This window comes from Paenibacillus etheri (assembly GCF_001012825.1).
GTDB lineage: Bacteria > Bacillota > Bacilli > Paenibacillales > Paenibacillaceae > Paenibacillus_AQ > Paenibacillus_AQ etheri.
Genome location: NZ_LCZJ02000016.1, coordinates 100171 through 117211 on the forward strand (window position 1 = coordinate 100171; position 17041 = coordinate 117211).

Genomic DNA, 17041 nt, shown 5'->3' on the forward strand with positions numbered 1-17041 from the left:
TACTCATTTAGTACATGAAGCGTTGTCTAAAGCGTACCCTGTCGAAAGTCTCCTGTGAGGACATAGGTACCTCTTGTCCTATGCGAACCATTAAGCAGTTCGCTGGATGTGAACAGATTTCGGGATCATCCGTAGCATACCAAACCATATTTACAGTTTTCATTAGCCGCTCCATCATTTGACGATAAGCCCATACATCAAGCCCACTTCCTGTTAAATCCCAGTGCCAATAATACTCTGTTGTAAATATTATACAATTCTCCAATTGCTCCTTCTCAAAAGCAGTGGAAATCAGTAGCCGGCCAAGTCCGGCTCCCCTATAATCATTACTCACCTCAATCGCCCCAAGCTCAATAAGGTCCATCATTCCACCCTGTGACCAAAGCTCCATTTCATCTGGATAATGAAAGGTTACATAGCCTACTATAGTTCCATTCTCTACAGCTGTAATTATACGTCCTTCAGGCAAGCTAGCAATCTCTATAAGAGCTTCTTGCTGCTCTATCGGCTTACGGAAGGCATCAAGATCATTATGCATATGGAGGGCTTCTAGGTCCTCTGGAGATCGGGGGCCACTTACTGTAATCGTTCTTCCTTTATATGAAAGCGTATGAGAAACAAGGATTTTACGATGTTCCATAGCAGTGCTCCTTTCAGATCATAAAATATGGAATGTAAACGTTTGCTATGTTATACTAATTCAGACATAAAAAATTCACATTCATTGCATTGACATCATTATCTAAGAGAAGAGTCTTACCCTTAAAGCTTAAATCAAACGAGTGAGGGAGGCAAGAGTGATGGGTCAAGTCCATAGCGAAATTTTGCCGGGACGTGTGCAGAGCTCCAATATGTCTGATTACACCCAGGCAGTAGCCAATTTTAAGTGGGAGGATGTTGAACGTAACTTCTCATGGTATGACACTGGCAAAGTAAATATGGCACATGAAGCAGTGGATCGCCACGTTCAAGAAGGACGGGGAGCGGCAACGGCCCTGCTCTACAGTGATGCGGTGCGGGATGAATCCTATACATTTGCCGATCTGCAGGAACGGTCGAATCGGTTCGGAAATGTATTGCGTAAATATGGTATCGGTAAGGGAGATCGGGTATTTATTTTTATGCCTCGTCAACCGGAACTATATTTTAGTTTGCTAGGCATTTTGAAGATTGGGGCAATAGCAGGCCCTCTGTTCGAAGCATTCATGGAGACAGCTGTTAAGGACCGGCTGGAAGATAGCGGTGCCGTTGCGTTAGTTACTACGCCTGAACTACTTCATCGTGTAAAGCGAGATGAGCTTCCGAATTTGCGTCATATTTTTCTGGTAGGTGGTACCACTGATATCGAGCAAGGTAACTTAGGTTTCACAGAGGAGATGGCTAACGCATCTTCTGAGCTCGAATTGGAATGGCTTGACCTGGACGATGGTCTTATCATGCATTATACATCTGGTTCTACAGGAAAACCTAAAGGCGTTTATCATGTTCAAAGAGCAATGATTCAACATTATTATACAGGTAGAGTGGTGCTGGATCTACGTCCAGATGATATTTACTGGTGTACAGCTGATCCGGGCTGGGTGACTGGTACATCTTACGGAATATTCTCTCCATGGTTAAATGGGGTAACGAATGTCGTGAGAGGAGGGCGTTTTAGCCCTCAGGATTGGTATAAGACGATTGAACGAAATAAGGTTAGTATTTGGTACAGTGCACCTACAGCATTTCGTATGTTAATGGGGGCAGGAGAAAGTTCAATTCAGGGAATTGATTTAAGTAGCCTGCGCCATGTCCTGTCTGTTGGAGAGCCGTTAAATCCTGAAGTGGTGCGGTGGGGAGATAAATTCTACAATCAGCGCATTCATGATACTTGGTGGATGACAGAGACAGGGGCACAACTGATCTGCAATTATCCTGGAATGGATATCAAACCTGGCTCTATGGGTCGTCCGTTACCAGGCATTGAAGCAGCGATTTTAGATGATCGAGGCAATGTTCTTCCACCATTCTCAATGGGTAATCTTGCAATCCGGACGCCTTGGCCATCCATGATGAATTCGATCTGGAACAATCCGACGAAGTATGAGGAGTATTTCCGCATTCCTGGTTGGTATATGTCTGGTGATTCCGCTTATATGGATGATGATGGATATTTCTGGTTCCAAGGACGGATTGATGATGTTATCAACTCTTCTGGTGAGCGTATTGGACCTTTTGAAGTGGAGAGTAAATTGGTAGAGCATCCAGCTGTGGCAGAAGCGGGCGTAATTGGTAAACCAGACCTGGTGCGTGGGGAAATTATCAAGGCTTTCATTTCGCTGAGAGAAGGCTATACTCCTACAGCTGCTCTCAAAGAGGAGATCGCGGCATTTGTTAAAGCCGGGCTGTCTGCGCATGCTGCACCGAGAGAGATCGAATTTAAGGATAAACTTCCTAAGACACGATCAGGTAAAATCATGCGGCGTGTATTAAAGGCTTGGGAGCTTCATCTCCCAACTGGCGATTTATCAACGATAGAAGATTAGAATGGATCATAAAAAACACCGTTCCCTAATGAATTCAAGGGAACGGTGTTTTGTCTGTGCAAAGTTATTCTGTTGACTACCGGCTAATGGTTTCCAGTCGTATTGCCGGCTGTCCCACTATTACTGTTTCCGTTACTGCTACCTTCGCCAGATGGCGTTGAAGTAGGTGTTGGTAGAATGGTTCCTGGAATCTCGATATCCTCTCCTGGTGTACTCTCAGAGTCTGTAGGAGGCGTTGTCTCCGGTTGCGGATCAGGAGTTGGTGTAGCTTCCGGTGTTGGTGTAGTGCCTCCAGCAACGTTGCCAGAAGCCGTCTCATTACCTGCGACATCAACAGCAGTAACATAGAATGTTACATTGGCACTCGCAGGTGTTCCTGGAGAGAATACCTTGCTCTCGTCAGCCATAATTACAGCTTGCTTCTGGAAAGACCCGCCATTTTTAGAACGGTATAACCGGTATCCTACTACATCTGGAGAGCCGCTTGGGGAGAAGCTGATCACAGCTTTTCCAGTGCTGTATGAGACACTAACATTTCCAGGAGCAGAAGGGGCAGCACCATCGTCCACGCGTGGATCGACTTCAGTAGGGAAATCTGTCTTAGCATCGGCTGGCATATAATAATCCAGCGATTTATGATCCTTCATCTTAGGGAAGGCTGCTAAGAGCTCTTTGACTAAATCTTGAATCGGCTTTTCGCGTTTAACAACGATTTTTTCCTTCAGGAAATCCTCTGGTGTTCCTTCCAGCGGAAGGTAATTCACGCCGTTATAAGTAATATACTTAGCTTTGGAAATACCGTCGTCACTATCTGTAGGTACATATTTCGCATTGAAAAGATCCGTTGTGAATTTGTCAGTTAGAGCCGTTGGCAGTTTACCGCTGTATGCGGACACTGTCTTTTTGGTAATTCCCTCAGGATGTGTGAATTTGTCTGTAACAAACAAGTCTGGCTGCTTATCGATAACAGCATTCATGACTTTAGCCCATAAGGTCTGTGCTTGTCGTTTTTGTGTATCTCCTGTAAGGGTATTAATTTGTTCCTTGTAACCAACCCACATGCCAAGTGTGACATCAGGGGTGTAGCCCATGAACCAGACGTCTCCATAGTTCTGAGTGGAACCCGTTTTACCTACAATCGGAACATCTTTAAAGTGCTTATAATTTCTTCTTACTGTACTTGCAGTACCTTCTGTGATTACTGTACGCAGCATATCGGTCATTAGATAAGCAGTCTGCTCAGAGAATACTTGTTCAGGGTTAATCTTGTGCTGATAAACGATCTTGCCTTCCGAATCCACAATCTTCTCAATCATGTAAGCATCATTAAATGCTCCCTGATTGCCAATGGCGGAGTAGGCATTGGTTAATTCTTCAACGGATGTACCGTATCGAAGACCGCCTATAACCCCAGTCTGCGCTCTGTAATCATCTTCGGTGAGGGTAGTAATCCCTAGCTTTTTAGTAAAAGCCCAAGCATCCTCTATTCCGACCTTCTCGTTAAACAGTTTAAGTGCAGGAAGGTTGAGTGATTTATTAAGGGCATAGCGAGCCGTAACTAAGCCCTGATAGCGATTGTTAGCATTCTTAGGGATATGGAAGCCTTTCCCGCCATCTTTCAAAATGATGGGAGCATCATCCAAGATCCCAGCAGGTTGAATCAGTCCTGCATCTAAGGCAGGTAAGTAAGCTGAAATCGGCTTCATCGTTGAACCAGGTTGCCGGACCATTTGGGTTGCGTAGTTCATTTGTTCGATATTAAAATCACGACCTTCAATCATACCGAGAATGGCTCCGGTCTTGTTGTCGATCAATATGCCAGCCGTCTGTTCAATACCTTTTGTTTTGCTGTTCTTGGTGAAATTACTACTATCTTCGGAAATACTGTGCATTGCACTGTATACTTTCTTATCAATCGTGGTATAGACTCGGTAACCACCGGTCATTAACTGTTGTCTTGCTTCCTCAAGAAGTACGGCATTATCACTAGAGCCAGCTGTATCAGTTGTACCGTTTTTCTCAACATTTAGTGACAAAATAATCTCAGCTGCTTTACGCTCCGTTTCCATCATTAGGTATGGATATGTAGCATAGGCTTTCTTAGTGTGAGGAGCGAGCGAACTTTTAATATCAAATTTGAGTGCTTCATCATATTGGGAGGTAGTGATCTTGTTCTCCTCTAGCATACGGCGAAGCACAAGCTGTTGACGATCCATAGCTCTATTGAACGCCTTTGCGTTGAATTCCCCAATGCCATTGAATGCTGAATAAGCGGAAGGGAGCTGCGGAAGACCGGCCAAATACGCCGCTTGGGCAATATTCAACTTGTCTAGATCATCCAGACCGAATATACCTTTGGATGCAGCTTTAATCCCAAATACGTTATAGCCATTCGAGCCATTACCGAACGGAACTTTGTTCAGATAAGCCGTTAAAATCTCTTGCTTGGTCAAGAAGCGCTCGAGTCTAAGCGAAAGTAGAATTTCTTTTGCTTTACGATCTTCTGTTCGATCCAGATTGAGGAATACACGTCTTGCGAGCTGTTGAGTAAGTGTACTGCCTCCGGTCTGAACGGATTCATTTAATAACTTTTGTTTGACGGCACGTAAGGTGCCTTTGAAATCCACGCCATTATGCTCATTGAAATTATTGTCCTCTATAGCGAGGACTGCATCAATAATAATCTGGGGGATATCGTTGTATTGAATGAGCCTTCGATCTTCTTCTGTACGAAGCTGGCCGATCGGTGCGCCATCACGGAAGTACGCGAATCCGGTAATCGCATTTTGGCCGACTTGCTGTTGAATCATTTCCTCTGAGCGAACAGGTTCATCCTTCACCATGGAAGTGACATATCCTGCTGCTGCACCACCGACAAACAGAATGCCTATTATACCAAGAATAAACATCCACTTAACTACAGAACCGAACCTGCTAAGCCCAGATCTGCGGGGTGAAGGCTTCTTTACGTTTTTTTTCTTGTTCTCTTGAACCATCGACGATAATTCCTCCTTTTAACGGAATTATTATAGCACAAATTGGTGATTTTGAATGCAGTCGGAGTGTGCATTACCTATTAGAATAACAAAAAGCCTCCGGATAAATCCGGAGGCTTTGGTCATACTCGCTATAAGCGAGATATTAACGGTTGTAGAACTCGACGATTTGTTTCTCATCGATATCCTGAGAAAGCTCGGAACGTTCTGGCAAACGAATGAATTTACCTTCGAAAGATCCATCAGCAGATTCCAGGTAAGCTGGAAGGTGGGAACGGTTAGCAAGAGCTTCTTTGATGGAAGCCATGCTTTGGCTTCTTTCGCGAAGACCGATAACGTCGCCCAAGCTTACACGGTAAGAAGCGATGTCAACTTTTTTGCCGTTAACAGTTACGTGTCCGTGGGATACCAACTGACGTGAACCAGCACGGGAGTTAGCAAATCCAAGACGGTAAACTAGGTTGTCCAAGCGGCTTTCAAGCAAGAACATGAAGTTTTCGCCCGCAAGACCTGGAAGCTTTTGTGCTTTAGTGAAGAGAGTTTTGAATTGTTTCTCTCCCAAGCCGTACATGTGACGCAGTTTTTGTTTTTCCAAAAGCTGCATTCCGTAGTTACTTACTTTTCTGCGTTGGTTAGCTCCGTGTTGTCCTGGTGGAAAAGGGCGTTTCAAATCTTTTCCTGTACCGCTAAGGGAAATGCCCAGACGGCGGCTGAGTTTGAATTTAGGTCCGGTGTAACGTGCCATGTTATAGTAGACTCCTTTATAATTGAAATTTCAGTTAGGGCTCTATTTGCGCCGCATTTCGTATCCGTGATTAGCATTAATGGCTTCCACACTGCCAGGGAAGTTCAGCCGCTGCCCTGGCAGTAACGAAATGCGTGAGGGTGACACAACGTTACGCCCAAGTAAGACTTGTTACAGTCTTGTTCAACAATAAATATTATATGAATACAGTATATAAAGTCAAGCGCTTATTAAAAGAGTTTTTGTCAATCTTTGTCGATAGTTCTTTGGTCCTAAAAAAAAGTCCCGGAAATGATGAAAATGTAATGCAATACACAAAGAAAGAGAGTAAAATATAGTTAAATAGTTGTTACTAGGGAAGATAGTTTACTTAATCAAGATGCAAAGGGGATCTTCGTTATGTCAGAGCAGAAAGCATACGTCCATAAAGACAGCCGTATGCTGTTACAGGATAACATACACGCTAGTAGAGATTCCGAAGATCCCACCGCCTGGCTTAGGGAAACGGAAATAGTTACGCATGACTTCCCTTATCTAGCAAACCTGATTGCAGACAGTTTCAATGAATGGTTTAGTGGACTCGATGTCCTTCCATTCTCTAAATCATGGGAATGGTGTGTACTGAATTTTGAAGGGAAGTATATAAACAACATATGGGATGAACAAGAACTATGGAGACAGCAATGGGAACAGGCCGCGGCTTCTAGCTTGATTTCAGAAACAATTTCGGCAGTTCAGTTGACCGTAGAGGGTAAGGATCTTAGTTTTTTTACCATACCGTTATTCACACGCGTCGACAATGAAATTTTTGCATTTTTAGGTTGTTCTATGCCCACACAACAATATGAAGTGGGTGGACGAGATACTGCAGAAGCGATGTCGCTGCATTACCGTACCTGTTTTTATCATGAGTTTGAACATATATTTGTAGCTGATCTTGCAAGTACCCATATTCATGCTGAACGTGAAAGCAATCGTCGTTCTTTGTTATATCAGATTGTCCAGCGGATGCATGACAACATAGATGTGGATGCTGTTCTGTCGGAAGTCATTGATAGCATTTCTGCGATGTATCCTGGAGCCAGGCTTGAGCTGTTTATGTCTCAAGACCACCGCAGCACTCATCCGCAGGTCAAACCTTTACCATTCCACATGACAAGTGATGATGTCTGTGCTAGGGCATTTAAGGATGGACGAGTTGCAATGCACACTAGTGATGATGATGATCGTAATGTAGAGATTGGTCTTCCGTTAGGTGGTAAACAGGGGGTTTATGGGGTATTCCATATGATGATGGATAATCCGATCTTTTCAGATGTTGATTTACGGTTTCTCTCCATGGTGGCTGATACGGCAGGGACTGCTTTTGAGAATGCTAAGCTATATGAGCGCTCTAACCAACTAATCCGCGAGCTCCGCATGAGTAATGAGCTTACCCAGCGTCTCAATCAAAGCTTACGTTTAGGTGATATTTTTCAATTTGCATTCGAAGAGCTACTTGGAATGTTTGGTGCAGATTACTGCTGTATCTTACATATGAATGAGGAAAAGGGTGGTCTTGAAGTCATTGCCTGCAATCATCCCTCTTTGCAGAACGAAGTTTTAGAAGTAGGGGCAGGTTTAGGTGGAAAGGTGTATTCCACAGGAGAATCACTGATCATGTCCGATTACATAGATAATCCTAAGACAACTTCCCGGCTAATGAATGCCACTGGCTCGCAGTCTTTGATTGCCACACCTCTTAGTGTGGGTGGTGAAATACGAGGTGCGATCATGTTGGCACATCGTGATGCACATTATTTTTCATATGATAATTATAGATTGCTGCAGGCGATGGCGGGGCATATTGGTCTAGCAGTAGGTAACGCCAGGCTACATGCTGAAGTCAGACGACTTGCGAACAGAGATAGCCTAACTGGACTTTATGCTCGTCATTACTTGGACGAAGAGATAAAAGAAAGACAGTCTACAGACTTTTGCGGTAGTTTAATTGTTGTAGATATTGATCAGTTCAAGATTGTGAATGACACTTACGGTCATCAAAAAGGCGATAAGATCCTAAAAGAGGTTAGCGAAATTGTGAAATCCTCCATCCGTCAAGGGGATATTGCCGCAAGATGGGGAGGGGAAGAGCTCTCTGTTTATTTACCGTTAATGGGAGTGCAGCAGGCGGGTTATGTAGCCGAGCGTATACGCAAACGCGTTATGGAAGAAACCGAACCTAATGTAACTGTATCCTGCGGAATAGCAGAATGGAGCTGGATGGACGATCGAGTAAGTGTTGAGTCATTATTTTATCGAGCGGATATGGCACTGTATAAAGCTAAGAATAATGGCCGGAACCAAGTGGTCTTTGATACTAAAGACAATGATAGCAATATTAAGAACTCATGAGGTAAGCCTCATGGGTTCTTTTTTTACATGCACAATTATTCTGGCTCTAATTGCGGTATAAGGCATGCAGGAAGGGAGAACCCTATATGTGGGTTGTACTTAAGTAAAATACTCCGAGAAAGGCCTGAGGACCGTGAGAAAGCTATTATTACTTAAGGGAGGAGTCCCTCTAGTTCTTACACTATACTGCGTGTTTTGTAGCGGATGTAGCGTCATAAGAGACAAACCTGCGAAGGAAGATTTAAGTTTGGCATTGGCAGGGATGGCTGGAAGTGATGAGGTTGTTTTTGAAGGGGCAAATATGCTGACAAGAGGGGGGACGACGGTTCCTGAATCCTTATTGTTTTACGGAGGCACAGTAGAGGATCATAAAAAGGTAAAGCTGTACACACTTCTTCCAGATAAAGCCATGACTCAAAAAACAGCCGCTGACGGCGTTAAAGACTTAAAGAGTAGTACGTATGCTCTGAAACCTTATTACAGTCAGTTAGAGAAAAAAGAGGGCAGATGGGAACTTCAGACTTCCGGAAATTCCTCGGTAGAGGGAAATCCATTACCTGCGCTTAATCCGCTTAAGCAACTTGAGGAGCTTGAATCCATGGAGAAGAATATAACCGAAGAGGCTGGAGCTGGCAGAGGGACAAGTGTGCTGCGAATCGAATTGACGCCTTCGGAGGCTAGAAAGCAGCTTTCTGCTGAGTTGGAGAAAGAAATGCAGAACCTTCGACCTAAAACTCCCGAATCGGCTGAGAACAACACAGAGGCTGATCAGGCAGTTTCGAAAGCTTTGGAGAAGCTATGGCAGAAAAAAAATAATGAATTACAACAAAAGCTGAAACAGGCTAATGTAGAAACGGTCTACCACCTAACAGTTGATAAGAAACATAACCTTCCTAGAAGACTTACCTTGAATCGAAAAGTAAGCTATTCCGGTGAAATGATGAATAAATCTGAAAATGAAACCTATGTATCTAAGGTGGATTTCACAGGTTACCGTTGATCTTTACATTGTTATGCAGGTCTTGCGCTCCATAAAGGGCGTGCTACAATAGAACGGCATGCTTATTTTTCAGACAGAGGAAGGAAGAGTACACAATGAAGGATCCCAGAATTCAAAAGCTGGCGGCAAATCTTGTAGGTTATTCCGTAGATGTCCAGCCAGGCGAGAACGTGCTTGTAGAGATGATTGGCAATGAAAGAGATTTAATTAAAGCGGTTGTTGAGGAAATCGGCAAGGCCGGCGGTCATGCTTTTGTGCAGTTGACAGATCGTACAGTCCTACGCAGCATGCTTAAATATGCAACACGTGAGAGTCTTCAGACATGGGCTGAAATTGACTTGAACCGGATGAAGCAAATGGATTGTTATATCGGCATTCGTGCAGGTGAGAATGTAAATGACCTGTCCGATGTTCCAGAAGAAAATATGAAATTGTATAATTCTTTGTATTCCCATCCAGTGCATAGTGAACAACGCGTGAAGCATACGAAGTGGGTAGTATTACGTTATCCCAATGCGAGTATGGCTCAGCTTGCAAATATTAGTACAGAAGCATTTGAGGACTTTTATTTCGAAGTGTGTAATTTGGATTACGCCAAAATGGACAAGGCTCAGGATGCATTGGCTGATCTCATGCGCAGAACAGATAAGGTACATATTTCAGGTCCCGGAACAGATCTTAAATTCTCCATCAAAGGAATCGGTGCAGAGAAATGCTCTGGACAAAAGAATATTCCGGATGGCGAGGTTTACAGCGCCCCTGTTCGTGATTCTGTAAATGGAACGATCAGCTATAATGCACCATCCGTTTATAATGGAGTAACTTTTGAAAATATCAAATTCAAATTCGAGAACGGTAAAATTGTTGAAGCAGCAAGCAATGACTCCGCTCGCTTGAATGAAATCCTGAATTCAGATGACGGCGCACGTCATATCGGAGAATTTGCTATAGGCTTTAACCCTTATATTTTGCACCCAATGAATGACATTTTGTTCGATGAGAAAATTGCAGGCAGCCTGCACTTTACACCTGGACAAGCGTATGATGTTACAGATAACGGAAACCGTTCCTCCATTCACTGGGATCTTGTATTAATCCAACGTCCAGACTATGGCGGCGGGGAGATTTATTTTGACGATGTATTAATCCGTAAGGATGGAATCTTCGTGTTACCAGAACTCGAAGGTCTGAATCCTGAAAACTTGAAATAAGATGTAAAAGTAAGAAAACACCTTGCACAAGTAAGCGGATTCAAGGTATCATAAGAAATGATTACAAATGACTTATGTTTCATAATCAAGTTGCGGAGGGATTTCTATGTCCAGTAACAATGCGGCAATCGTTGATATTGCTCAAACAGCAGGTCAGTTCAACTCTTCAATCGTTCTTCAAGCGGACAACAAGTACATTGATGTTAAGAGTATCCTTGGTTTGTTCACGACTTTGGTATCAAGCCAAAGCTACGAGCTTCATGTTCACGGAACAGATGCAGAAGAAGCTAAGAAGGCAATGAGTGAAGTTTTTGCTAAACACGGTTTGAACTTTACAGTTGTAGCTGAGTAATAGTTGTATGTAAAGACGTCCTACCGATTTACGGTGGGGCGTTTTTTCTAGAAATAGATGTGGAACTAACGCCGTCACTTATAAACAACATAGCTGCTGCTTTCAAATAAATGGTTAGTATAAACAGAATTGTTGTATTGATATCGGATTTCGACTAATATTAAGTAAAATAGTAAAAGCAGCTTAACTTTTGGACATGGGGGGGAAAGAGGCATGACTTCGTCGGAATTACAGGAACAGTTTAATCTTAAAGCGATCAATCTTCTACAAGAAGATGCCGATAAAATTCAGCAACTTATTGAAGTGCAGATGGAAAATCTGGCAACACGCTACTGCCCACTCTATGAGGAAGTGCTGGATACCCAAATGTACGGTTTCTCTAGAGAGGTCGATTTTGCGGTTAGAGCAGGTTTGGTGCCAGAGATTACCGGTAAAATGGTGCTGAGTAAGCTGGAGCGGAAATTAGCAGTACTTTATGAGGCTTTGAATAACAAAGCAAAAGAAGAATGAATTTTGATTTTAGGTATTCATAGAAACGCACATGAGGACAGATTGTCACTCATGTGCGTTTTTTTTTGAGTATGGTAGAATGAACAGGGAGTCTCTATACGAGATAAAAGGAGACTCCGAGAATTAGATAGACCGTTAATAGTAAGAGACCCTCATACCAATTGGTCGAACCATCCTGAGTGATTGATTTGGCAATAAAGACGGCGACACCAATAGCGACAATTTCGATTGTTGTGAACACAATATCCATAGTATCACCCATGAAATAACTGGCGAAGATAAGTACAGGTGCTACGAATAGTGCAATTTGAAGACTGCTTCCGACAGCTATTTCTACTGCCGCACCGATTTTGTTCTTCATGGCTAGCATAATGGCTGCGCTATGTTCTGCGGCATTACCGATGATTGCCACGAGGAAGGCGCCTACAAACAGTTCACTAAATCCAAAGCGCTCAGTTAGTGTTTCAAGCGTTCCTACCAGCCACTCACTTACAAAGGCTACCATCACGGTAGCAAGAAGTAGATAAAGGATGGATCTGTTTCTGGACCACTTAGGCGCATGCTCATGAGCCATTTCTTCCTTACCCGCTTCTGAAACGTCCTCTAGATGTTTCTTGTGCGTAATCATGGAGAAGATTAGCCAGGCCATGTATGAGGCGATGAGTAGGCCAGCGACGATTAAACTGAGCACGTCTGTATCTTTTTCAGTTATGGAATGGGTATTGAAAAACATAGCCGGAACAAATAAAGCGATCACCGCTACGACCATTAGGGAGCCATTCATACCGGCAAGGGTTACGTTGAAATTCTGCACTTTGAACTTCATTCCACCAGCGAAAATACTTAAACCTAGGACAAGCAGCAGATTGCCAATAATGGAACCGGTAAGACTGGCTTTCACCATGTCGAACAGTCCTTCCTTCACTAGGAAAAAGGCAATGATTAGCTCAGCGGCATTTCCGAAGGTAGCGTTTAGGAAGCCACCTAACCGCTGTCCGGCATAATGAGCCACACTTTCTGTGGCGCGGCCCAGAAATCCAGCCACAAACACAACGGCGACCGCAGAGAGAACAAACTGAAGTGTATGGTCCCAATCTGCATAATGGCCGATTGCACTAAGGATAAAGGTGATTACCAGCAAGGCTGGTGAAATCCATTTTTTCAATGTAAAGTACACTCCTATCTATGTATTCAGGATGAATTCATAATCAATATACCCAAATTGTTCCTGTATGTAAACGAGAAAGCGAGAAAGTGATTTGCTTTTTAGCCTGTTTAGGAATTACAATAATTGATAATGAGTTAAGGGGGGATATGGCATGGCAGAACAACTTCAATTGGAAATGGGAAATATACGAATTTCAAATGACGTCGTCTCGAAAATTGCCGGATTGGCTGCCTTGGAGACTCCAGGTATTGCAGCCATGTCAGGTGGCCTATCAGAGGGCTGGGCAAAGCGTCTAAGTGGTAAGAACGTTCAGAAGGGCGTTACCGTTGAAGTGGGACAGCTAGAAGCAGCAGTAGATCTGCGTATTATCGTTCTCTATGAAACACCGATACATGAAGTGTGCCGGATGCTTCAACAGAACGTACGCGAAGCTGTGGAGAGCATGACAGGACTTCATATTGTTGAAGTGAATGTCAAAGTTGAAGGCGTAGCCTTTAAGAACGATGAAATCGCTTAATGCATAAGAGCTTGTACACAAAAAAGCAGTCCAAGATATTTAACTTGGACTGCTTTTTTATATATTCCATCACATCCGGATTTATGAATCTTACCGGGAACGAACTTGTCTAACCGTAGTTACAGATTTCGTGACTTCCTCTTTAGCTGGAAGATTGGTTTCTCTTGAAATGCTCAGCATAATTCCCATGGACAACATACTCACAAGAAGTGAAGAGCCGCCGTAGCTGATGAATGGCAAGGTTACACCGGTAAGCGGAATCGTCTTCGTTACACCACCAATATTGACAAAGGCCTGAATGGCAATAAGGCCCATAATACCAATGCCCACTAGTGTGCCAAAGGGATCCTTACACCTTAATGCGATTAAAATACCTCGCCAGATAAAGTACAGGTATAACATCAGAAATAATGCCGTTCCTATAAAGCCGAATTCTTCACCAATGACGGGGAAAATAAAGTCCGTATACGGGTATTTAAGATAATCCAGCTTTTGAATGCTTTTGCCAAAGCCAGAGCCACTGACTCCACCTTGTCCGAGAGCGGTCAAAGACTGAATAATATTATATCCTTCGCCTTCAGCATCCTGATAGGGATCTATGAAAGCTTGGATACGGCCTTTTCTATAGTCCTGATTGGCTGCTACTTTGTCGGTTGCGGGGGAAAGGGAATCAATCGCTGCTTTAGCCCCCATAACAATTCCTACGCCTAGCACCAAGAGTGCAATAGAGCCTAGGATATGCTTCATGCTGGCACCGCCTGCATAAATGACAAGTCCGCTGGTAGCCACGAGAATAAGGCATGAGCCTAAATCTGGCTGCATCATAATAAGTCCGGCAACTATACCCACAATGACCATTACAGGGATATATCCTGTACGGAAATCTCTAAAACGCTCACCTTTTTTGGTAATCAGTGCAGAGAGATACAGGATAATCGATATTTTGGCCAGTTCGGTAGGTTGGATTCCTAGCGTTCCGATGCTTAACCAGCTTTTGGCGCCATTGATTCTTTCGGAGAAGGCTACTATTAGCAGGAGAATAACGGTAATGATGAAGATAGGTACATACCACTTCTTGAATTTACTGTAGTGAATATTCATGGCTGTAAACATAACAACGATTCCAAGTACGATCCAAATCATTTGGCGTTTCATGAAATATAGAGGGTCATTACCGAACTTCGAGCTTGCTAAGGTCAAACTGGAGCTAGCACTGAAGACCATGACTAGACCGAAACCCACAAGTAGTAGTGTTAAGATAAGTAGTTGGAAATCGGGTGTTCCTCTTTTGGGCAGGCTGACATTTTGTTTCGTCTTTCCCTTTCTGTTACTCAAGCCTCCAACAGCTGCTTTAATTCGAGAATCCGAGTAGCAGCAGTGTCCAATACTGGTTTAGGCACCGGGGAGTCATACTCCAGGCCATGAGGGAATGTTGCTTTCCCTAAGTATACGGCTTCAATTGCAAGTACGGCATCAGCTTTCTCCAGCTTCCCCTCGACAGCTCGAGTGTTGATGCGTAGAAAGTATTCGCCACCATCCTGTGGGTCTTCAATTTTGCAGTCGTAAGTGGCACGATAGTATTCCCATTGCCAGCGAATGAAGCCAGCCTTTGTCGCACTCTCGTCCAGATAGAGAAGATCACTCTTCAATCCTACGAGGCCCGTGTTCTCAAAAATCATAGCACGCATATCCCCCTTATGAAGTATAATGATGAATTCATGATCCGTTTGCTGATGTTCTACCTCATGATAGTATGTTTCTAAACGTTGTGCAAGAGTAGGCACCTCCTAACGATACCCAGTTTTTTTCGTTTCTGCTACAATAAAAGAATTATAGCCGTATGCGGCTGGAACAAAGTGAACAGGACTGCTGTCGCATGCTATTGATGCGGGTTTATGATGAAGGGGATGGAGAACGTATGAAGAGCTTAGCGGTTGATTCGCTCATGCCGGAGATCGTGGAATGGAGACGCCATTTACACCGTTATCCGGAGTTGTCTTTTCGTGAAAGGGAAACGTCAGCATTTATAGCAGATAAGTTAGCAGAATTCGGTATTGAAGTTAGAAGAAGCACGTCCGGGTATGGTGTAACAGGTATATTGCGAGGAGAACGACCGGGGAAAACGGTAGTCCTTCGCGCGGATATGGATGCACTACCTATTAAAGAGGAGAATAAGAATGACTACGTTTCGCAAAATGAAGGGGTTATGCATGCCTGTGGGCATGATGGACACACTTCAATACTGCTGGGTGTAGCCTCTTACTATAGCAGCTGCCTTGATGAGCTAGAAGGGGAGCTGCGTTTTCTTTTTCAGCCAGCGGAGGAAGTCTGCCCGGGTGGTGCACAGGGAATGATTGCCGAAGGTATGCTGGAAGGTGCGGATGCGGTGTATGGACTGCATTTGTGGACTCCGCTCCCAATGGGGACTGTGGGCAGTGCGCCAGGACCTCTTATGGCATCTGCTGATGAATTTTTCATTGATATCATCGGTAAGGGTGGACATGGCGGTATGCCGAATCGCTCGATTGACAGCATTGTGGCCGGGGCCGCGCTTGTGACTCAGCTTCAGAGCATCGTAAGCCGCTCTGTGAACCCGCTGGAGCCCGCTGTTCTCAGTGTAGGAACCATTCAAGGGGGATTTGCCCAGAATGTCATTGCTGAGCATTGTCGCATTACAGGAACCGTACGGGCGTTTGACGAGGAAACCCGTTATCTGATCCGCAACAGGATCGAAGAAATGACAGTTTCAATAGCTGGCGCATACGGTGCAGAAGCTAAGATAGACTACGTTATGGGATATCCGCCACTCGTAAATCACGAGGGGGAATATCAGCGTTTTTCCGAGGTGGCACCAGGAGCGCTAGGAGAAGACGTTCAAGTGATTCGGATGGAAAAGCTGATGCCAGCTGAGGATTTTGCCTACTATGTAAAAGAAATTCCTGGCTGCTTTATGTTCGTAGGTGCTGGGAATCCAGATAAAGATGCAGTTTACCCTCATCATCATAGCAAATTTGATTTTGACGAGGATGCTATGTTGCATGGGATGAAATTATTGATCGCTATGGCGAATTCCTGTTTGCAAGAGAAGACAATCGTATAATTTCGTTTCATAGAGGAGAACCTATTCCATAACATGGAGATTATGCTTAGGAGGGTTCATCCTTGAAGACAGTGAAAGAGGTTATGACGATGGAGCCTGTAGCAGTCACGTTACAGGATAACGTGTATGAAGTCGCTGTTAAAATGAGAGATCATGACACTGGATTTATACCGGTCATTGATAATGAAGAAGATAAGACTCTGCTCGGAGTAATTACAGATCGTGATCTAGTGATTAGAGGTTACGCGGCTAAACACCCTGGATCAACTGCTGTGGAAAAGGTAATGAGTAGAGAAATTCAGACCGTCTCAGAGAATACATCTGTAGATGAGGCTGCAGAACTGATGTCGAGCCGGCAAATTCGTAGATTGGCTGTGACTAGTGGCCAGAAGCTGATTGGTGTAGTGTCCATCGGTGACTTGGCTGTGCGCAACATTTTTGTGGACGAGGCTGGCGAAGCACTTCATGATATTTCGCAGCAGCATTTACATTAGATAGTTTGATAGGGAAGCTCATGACCGTT

The 17041-nt window shown here is 43.9% G+C and carries 15 protein-coding genes; 9 read left to right on the forward strand and 6 right to left on the reverse strand.

Annotated features, from left to right (window positions below):
* Positions 1 to 7: 7 nt before the first annotated feature.
* A complete protein-coding gene (locus tag UQ64_RS04160; protein WP_060622249.1) occupies positions 8 to 640 on the reverse strand; it encodes a GNAT family N-acetyltransferase in 633 nt (210 codons plus the stop codon).
* A 160-nt stretch (positions 641 to 800) separates the two neighbouring features.
* Here UQ64_RS04160 and acsA point away from each other — a divergent pair, with 160 nt between their 5' ends.
* Positions 801 to 2525 carry an acetate--CoA ligase gene (gene acsA / locus UQ64_RS04165; RefSeq protein ID WP_060622250.1) on the forward strand — a complete coding sequence of 575 codons (1725 nt, stop codon included), beginning with the start codon at positions 801 to 803 and terminating at the stop codon, positions 2523 to 2525.
* 83 nt (positions 2526 to 2608) lie between these two features.
* On the opposite strand, the gene UQ64_RS04170 is transcribed toward acsA, so the two are convergent.
* Positions 2609 to 5521, reverse strand: a complete 2913-nt coding sequence (locus tag UQ64_RS04170; protein ID WP_060622251.1) for a transglycosylase domain-containing protein — start codon at positions 5519 to 5521, stop codon at positions 2609 to 2611.
* A gap of 145 nt (positions 5522 to 5666) precedes the next feature.
* A complete protein-coding gene (rpsD, locus tag UQ64_RS04175; protein WP_060622252.1) occupies positions 5667 to 6266 on the reverse strand; it encodes a 30S ribosomal protein S4 in 600 nt (199 codons plus the stop codon).
* A 399-nt stretch (positions 6267 to 6665) separates the two neighbouring features.
* Between rpsD and UQ64_RS04180 the strand changes: the two genes are divergently transcribed.
* The 5 genes from UQ64_RS04180 to UQ64_RS04200 all read left to right on the forward strand — a co-directional run bounded on the left by UQ64_RS04180 (position 6666) and on the right by UQ64_RS04200 (position 11733).
* The gene (locus UQ64_RS04180) at positions 6666 to 8660 is read left to right on the forward strand and encodes a sensor domain-containing diguanylate cyclase (protein ID WP_060622253.1); all 1995 of its coding nucleotides are present in this window, start codon (positions 6666 to 6668) and stop codon (positions 8658 to 8660) included.
* A gap of 247 nt (positions 8661 to 8907) precedes the next feature.
* A complete protein-coding gene (locus UQ64_RS04185) occupies positions 8908 to 9660 on the forward strand; it encodes a hypothetical protein (RefSeq protein WP_060622254.1) in 753 nt (250 codons plus the stop codon).
* A 95-nt stretch (positions 9661 to 9755) separates the two neighbouring features.
* A complete protein-coding gene (locus tag UQ64_RS04190; protein ID WP_060622255.1) occupies positions 9756 to 10871 on the forward strand; it encodes an aminopeptidase in 1116 nt (371 codons plus the stop codon).
* Positions 10872 to 10977: 106 nt separating this feature from the next.
* Entirely contained in the window at positions 10978 to 11223 is a 246-nt protein-coding gene (locus UQ64_RS04195; RefSeq protein ID WP_042126831.1) for an HPr family phosphocarrier protein, read from the forward strand.
* A gap of 213 nt (positions 11224 to 11436) precedes the next feature.
* Positions 11437 to 11733: an Fpa/YlaN family protein gene (locus UQ64_RS04200; protein WP_060622256.1), complete on the forward strand. Its 297-nt coding sequence runs from the start codon at positions 11437 to 11439 to the stop codon at positions 11731 to 11733.
* Between the two features lie 94 nt (positions 11734 to 11827).
* Here UQ64_RS04200 and cax read toward each other — a convergent pair whose 3' ends face one another.
* On the reverse strand, positions 11828 to 12898 hold the full coding sequence (gene cax, locus UQ64_RS04205; protein ID WP_060622257.1) for a calcium/proton exchanger: 1071 nt from the start codon (positions 12896 to 12898) through the stop codon (positions 11828 to 11830).
* 154 nt (positions 12899 to 13052) lie between these two features.
* Here cax and UQ64_RS04210 point away from each other — a divergent pair, with 154 nt between their 5' ends.
* Positions 13053 to 13418, forward strand: coding sequence for an Asp23/Gls24 family envelope stress response protein (locus UQ64_RS04210; protein ID WP_042126837.1), 366 nt, complete (start codon positions 13053 to 13055; stop codon positions 13416 to 13418).
* Between the two features lie 90 nt (positions 13419 to 13508).
* Here UQ64_RS04210 and ftsW read toward each other — a convergent pair whose 3' ends face one another.
* Together ftsW and UQ64_RS04220 are read right to left on the reverse strand one after the other, a co-directional pair.
* Positions 13509 to 14753: a putative lipid II flippase FtsW gene (gene ftsW, locus UQ64_RS04215; protein ID WP_060622258.1), complete on the reverse strand. Its 1245-nt coding sequence runs from the start codon at positions 14751 to 14753 to the stop codon at positions 13509 to 13511.
* Positions 14750 to 15097 carry a YugN family protein gene (locus UQ64_RS04220; RefSeq protein WP_042187352.1) on the reverse strand — a complete coding sequence of 116 codons (348 nt, stop codon included), beginning with the start codon at positions 15095 to 15097 and terminating at the stop codon, positions 14750 to 14752. The genes ftsW and UQ64_RS04220 overlap by 4 nt, the downstream gene beginning before the upstream one ends.
* A 239-nt stretch (positions 15098 to 15336) precedes the next feature.
* On the opposite strand from UQ64_RS04220, the gene UQ64_RS04225 reads away from it, so the two are divergent.
* Both UQ64_RS04225 and UQ64_RS04230 read left to right on the forward strand, forming a co-directional pair.
* On the forward strand, positions 15337 to 16518 hold the full coding sequence (locus tag UQ64_RS04225) for a M20 family metallopeptidase (RefSeq protein ID WP_060622391.1): 1182 nt from the start codon (positions 15337 to 15339) through the stop codon (positions 16516 to 16518).
* Between the two features lie 62 nt (positions 16519 to 16580).
* A complete protein-coding gene (locus UQ64_RS04230) occupies positions 16581 to 17012 on the forward strand; it encodes a CBS domain-containing protein (RefSeq protein WP_060622259.1) in 432 nt (143 codons plus the stop codon).
* Positions 17013 to 17041 lie beyond the last annotated feature (29 nt).

Excerpts from the sequence above, each read along its gene's own strand:
- UQ64_RS04190 (WP_060622255.1), top strand. The coding sequence starts at position 9,756 with ATGAAGGATCCCAGAATTCAAAAGCTGGCGGCAAATCTTGTAGGTTAT.
- acsA (WP_060622250.1), top strand. The coding sequence starts at position 801 with ATGGGTCAAGTCCATAGCGAAATTTTGCCGGGACGTGTGCAGAGCTCC.
- rpsD (WP_060622252.1), bottom strand. The coding sequence starts at position 6,266 with ATGGCACGTTACACCGGACCTAAATTCAAACTCAGCCGCCGTCTGGGC.
- UQ64_RS04180 (WP_060622253.1), top strand. The coding sequence starts at position 6,666 with ATGTCAGAGCAGAAAGCATACGTCCATAAAGACAGCCGTATGCTGTTA.
- UQ64_RS04210 (WP_042126837.1), top strand. The coding sequence starts at position 13,053 with ATGGCAGAACAACTTCAATTGGAAATGGGAAATATACGAATTTCAAAT.
- UQ64_RS04160 (WP_060622249.1), bottom strand. The coding sequence starts at position 640 with ATGGAACATCGTAAAATCCTTGTTTCTCATACGCTTTCATATAAAGGA.
- UQ64_RS04200 (WP_060622256.1), top strand. The coding sequence starts at position 11,437 with ATGACTTCGTCGGAATTACAGGAACAGTTTAATCTTAAAGCGATCAAT.
- UQ64_RS04170 (WP_060622251.1), bottom strand. The coding sequence starts at position 5,521 with ATGGTTCAAGAGAACAAGAAAAAAAACGTAAAGAAGCCTTCACCCCGC.
- UQ64_RS04195 (WP_042126831.1), top strand. The coding sequence starts at position 10,978 with ATGTCCAGTAACAATGCGGCAATCGTTGATATTGCTCAAACAGCAGGT.
- UQ64_RS04225 (WP_060622391.1), top strand. The coding sequence starts at position 15,337 with ATGAAGAGCTTAGCGGTTGATTCGCTCATGCCGGAGATCGTGGAATGG.
- UQ64_RS04220 (WP_042187352.1), bottom strand. The coding sequence starts at position 15,097 with ATGATTTTTGAGAACACGGGCCTCGTAGGATTGAAGAGTGATCTTCTC.